We start from the raw sequence: 3,834 nt of genomic DNA, 5'->3' as shown, positions 1-3,834 counted from the left end.
TGGTTGCGGGAGTAGGATTTGAACCTACGACCTTCAGGTTATGAGCCTGACGAGCTACCGGGCTGCTCCATCCCGCGTCAGAGTCAGATTTGTTTTCATCGTGTTAGAGAGACTTGGGGATTTTGCTAGGTTTGGCGGTGACCTACTCTCCCGGGGCTTAAGCCCAAGTACCATTGGCGCGGCAGTGCTTAACTTCCGGGTTCGGGATGGGACCGGGTGTTTCACTTGCGCTATGACCACCAAACCGAGGAAAATCCCCATGTCGCTGTTTTTGCTTTGCAAAAAAGCGACGGGTGGCAGGCAGCGTATTTGTGAAGCAAATGCGCGGTGCCACTCGGTTGTGTAATCAATCAACAGTGCCGTTTGCGTTGGCACGCGCTGTCCATGTTCAAGGTGTGTATGTTTTTGGCTTTTTGATTTCGCCTACCGCTTCGCTACTTGAGGCGGTGGGTGTCTTTCCATTACTGGATCAAATCAAGCCTATCGGGCGATTAGTACCGGTCAACTGAACGCATTACTGCGCTTACATCTCCGGCCTATTGACGTGGTGGTCTTCCACGGCCCTCAGGGAGACCTTGTTTTGAGGGGGGCTTCCCGCTTAGATGCCTTCAGCGGTTATCCTGTCCGATCATAGCTACCCAGCACTGCCGTTGGCACGACAACTGGTCCACCAGTGGATCGTTCACCCCGGTCCTCTCGTACTAGGGGCAACTCCTCTCAAGTCTCCTACACCCACGGCAGATAGGGACCGAACTGTCTCACGACGTTCTAAACCCAGCTCACGTACCTCTTTAAACGGCGAACAGCCGTACCCTTGGGACCTGCTCCAGCCCCAGGATGAGATGAGCCGACATCGAGGTGCCAAACACTGCCGTCGATATGGACTCTTGGGCAGTATCAGCCTGTTATCCCCGGCGTACCTTTTATCCGTTGAGCGATGGCCCTTCCACTCGGGACCACCGGATCACTATGGCCGTCTTTCGACTCTGCTCGACTTGTCAGTCTTGCAGTCAGGCTGGCTTCTGCCATTGCACTCAACGAGCGATTTCCGACCGCTCTGAGCCAACCTTCGCGCGCCTCCGTTACGCTTTAGGAGGCGACCGCCCCAGTCAAACTACCCGCCACGCAGGGTCCCGGATCCGGATAACGGACCGCGGTTAGACATCAAGAGTGCGAAGGGTGGTATCTCAAGGGAGGCTCCACGGATACTTGCGTTTCCGCTTCAAAGCCTACCACCTATCCTGCACATCACAATCCTGATGCCAGTGCGAAGCTGTAGTAAAGGTGCACGGGGTCTTTCCGTCTAACCGCGGGAAGCCTGCATCTTGACAGGCAATTCAATTTCGCTGAGTCGATGTTGGAGACAGCGGGGAAGTCGTTACGCCATTCGTGCAGGTCGGAACTTACCCGACAAGGAATTTCGCTACCTTAGGACCGTTATAGTTACGGCCGCCGTTTACCTGGGCTTCAATTCAAGGCTCTCACCTCTCCTTTTAACCTTCAGGCACCGGGCAGGCGTCAGACCCTATACGTCGTCTTGCGACTTCGCAGAGCCCTGTGTTTTTAATAAACAGTCGCCACCCCCTGGTTTGTGCCCCCAGCCCCTAGTTGCCTAGGAACCGGGCCTCCTTCTCGCGAACTTACGGAGGTATTTTGCCGAGTTCCTTCAACATCGTTCTCTCAAGCGCCTTGGTATGCTCTACCAGTCCACCTGTGTCGGTTTAGGGTACGGTCTGATGGAGGGCTATTTCCAGGAACCACTCAGCAGCCCAATCAATCCGATAAGATTGAACTACACCTGTGATCCGTCACATCCTCCTGGCCTAGGAATATTAACCTAGTTCCCATCGCCTACGCCTTTCGGCCTCGGCTTAGGGGCCGGCTTACCCTGCTCAGATTAGCTTTAAGCAGGAACCCTTGGACTTTCGGCGAGAGTGTCTCTCACACTCTTTGTCGCTACTCATGTCATCATTCTCACTAGTGATCTCTCCACCGGATCCCTCACAGGCCGGCTTCATCGAAAGAACTCGATCCGTCATTACATCCCGCTGCTGTTACACAACACAGATGCAAATACGGATGAGTTCTATGTCACACTACGCTCTGCTACCATGCCTTACGGCATCCTAAGCTTCGGCTCATGGCTTGAGCCCCGTTACATCTTCGCCGCAGGACAACTTGTTTAGACCAGTGAGCTGTTACGCTATCTTTAAAGGATGGCTGCTTCTAAGCCAACCTCCTGGTTGTTTTGGTCGTCCCACCTGCTTTCCCACTTAGCCATGAATTGGGGGCCTTAGCTGTAGGTCAGGGTTGTTTCCCTCTCCACTACGGACGTTAGCATCCGCAGTGTGTCTGCCATCTAGTACTCCCGGGTATTCGGAGTTTGGTTAGGATCAGTAAGCCTGTGGGGCCCCATTACCCATCCAGTGCTCTACCCCCCGGGGTATTCGGATGACGCTCTACCTAAATAGATTTCGCAGAGAACCAGCTATCTCCGAGTTTGATTGGCCTTTCACCCCTAGGCACAGCTCATCCCGATCCTTTTCAACGGATGTGGGTTCGGTCCTCCAGTAAGTGTTACCTTACCTTCAACCTGGCCATGCCTAGATCACTCGGTTTCGGGTCTGATCCCACGAACTCATGCGCCCTATTAAGACTCGCTTTCGCTACGCCTACACCTAACGGCTTAAGCTTGCTCGTGAGACCAAGTCGATGACCCATTATACAAAAGGTACGCCGTCACCCCGCAAGGAGGCTCCGACTGATTGTAGGCGTTCGGTTTCAGGTACTGTTTCACTCCCCTCGTCGGGGTGCTTTTCACCTTTCCCTCACGGTACTGGTTCGCTATCGGTCAGCAAGGAGTACTTAGCCTTCGAAGGTGGTCCTCCGATCTTCAGACAGAATTTCACGTGTTCCGCCCTACTTAATACGTCCGATCATGCTTCATATACGGGACTGTCACCCTCTATGGTCCTGCTTCCCAACAGGTTCTATTCACACTCACGGCTCGGCTGGTCCCCGTTCGCTCGCCACTACTAGGGGAGTATCAATTGATTTCCTTTCCTCCGGGTACTTAGATGTTTCAGTTCCCCGGGTTTGCTCTTAAAACCCTATGTATTCAGGTCTTAAGTACCTGCTCATGCTCATTATTGATCAGCTGTGCCAACAATAACAAACATTCAGGTGGGTTGCCCCATTCAGAAATCCATGGATCAAAGCTTATTCTCAGCTCCCCATGGCTTATCGCAGAGTATCACGTCTTTCATCGCCTCTTGCTGCCAAGGCATTCACCAAACGCCCTTCTCGCGCTTGATTTGATCCAGAAAAAGAAAGACATAACATGTTGCGCTACCGCCTGTTCGGCTACTTGAGCGCGTGAAGCCTTTCGGCCTTTCGGCCTGCAGGCTTCGACTATGTCGATCGAGACCGCCCAGCTGGTAACTAAAGGCGATCGTTCTTCTGAACCAAAAACATACATTTCCCGCCCCCGCCACTTGGACGAGGACAATTGAGCAACCCCATATGGTCTCCCAGCCGTGCAGCTGATCAACGCAGGTCGCTCGGGTTAGTATATTTGACTTGGACAACTCTGTTCTTTTCAGTCGCGATACACGAGACAGGGCCGGCTAGACCCAAACCGTGCCGTCCATCAGATGATGGAAACGACCGAGATCAGCGCCACACTCGGCGCGATCAAACAGTGTTGATTGATTTCTCTCTATACGATGTCAAATGATCTCCGGAGGAGATCGTTTGGGTGCGAGGCAGCGTATTCTCGAAGAGAATGCGCGGTCGCACACCATAGTCTGTTAAGAACAGACATCTCAGCATTCC

The 3,834-nt window shown here is 53.2% G+C and carries 1 tRNA gene and 2 rRNA genes; all 3 read right to left on the bottom strand.

Features of this window, described 5'->3' with window-relative positions:
- The 3 genes from ACR0AP_RS20720 to ACR0AP_RS20710 all read right to left on the bottom strand — a co-directional run bounded on the left by ACR0AP_RS20720 (window position 1) and on the right by ACR0AP_RS20710 (window position 3,315).
- Window positions 1-77: transfer RNA gene (locus ACR0AP_RS20720), tRNA-Met, on the bottom strand.
- A gap of 52 nt (window positions 78-129) precedes the next feature.
- Window positions 130-244, bottom strand: a 5S ribosomal RNA gene (gene rrf, locus ACR0AP_RS20715).
- Window positions 245-470: 226 nt separating this feature from the next.
- Window positions 471-3,315: ribosomal RNA gene (locus ACR0AP_RS20710) — 23S ribosomal RNA — on the bottom strand.
- Window positions 3,316-3,834: the final 519 nt, after the last annotated feature.

The organism is Ruegeria sp. AF7, assembly GCF_056541885.1.
The sequence above is the reverse complement of the archived record's forward strand: the minus strand, read 5'-3'. Positions and strand labels throughout refer to the sequence as shown.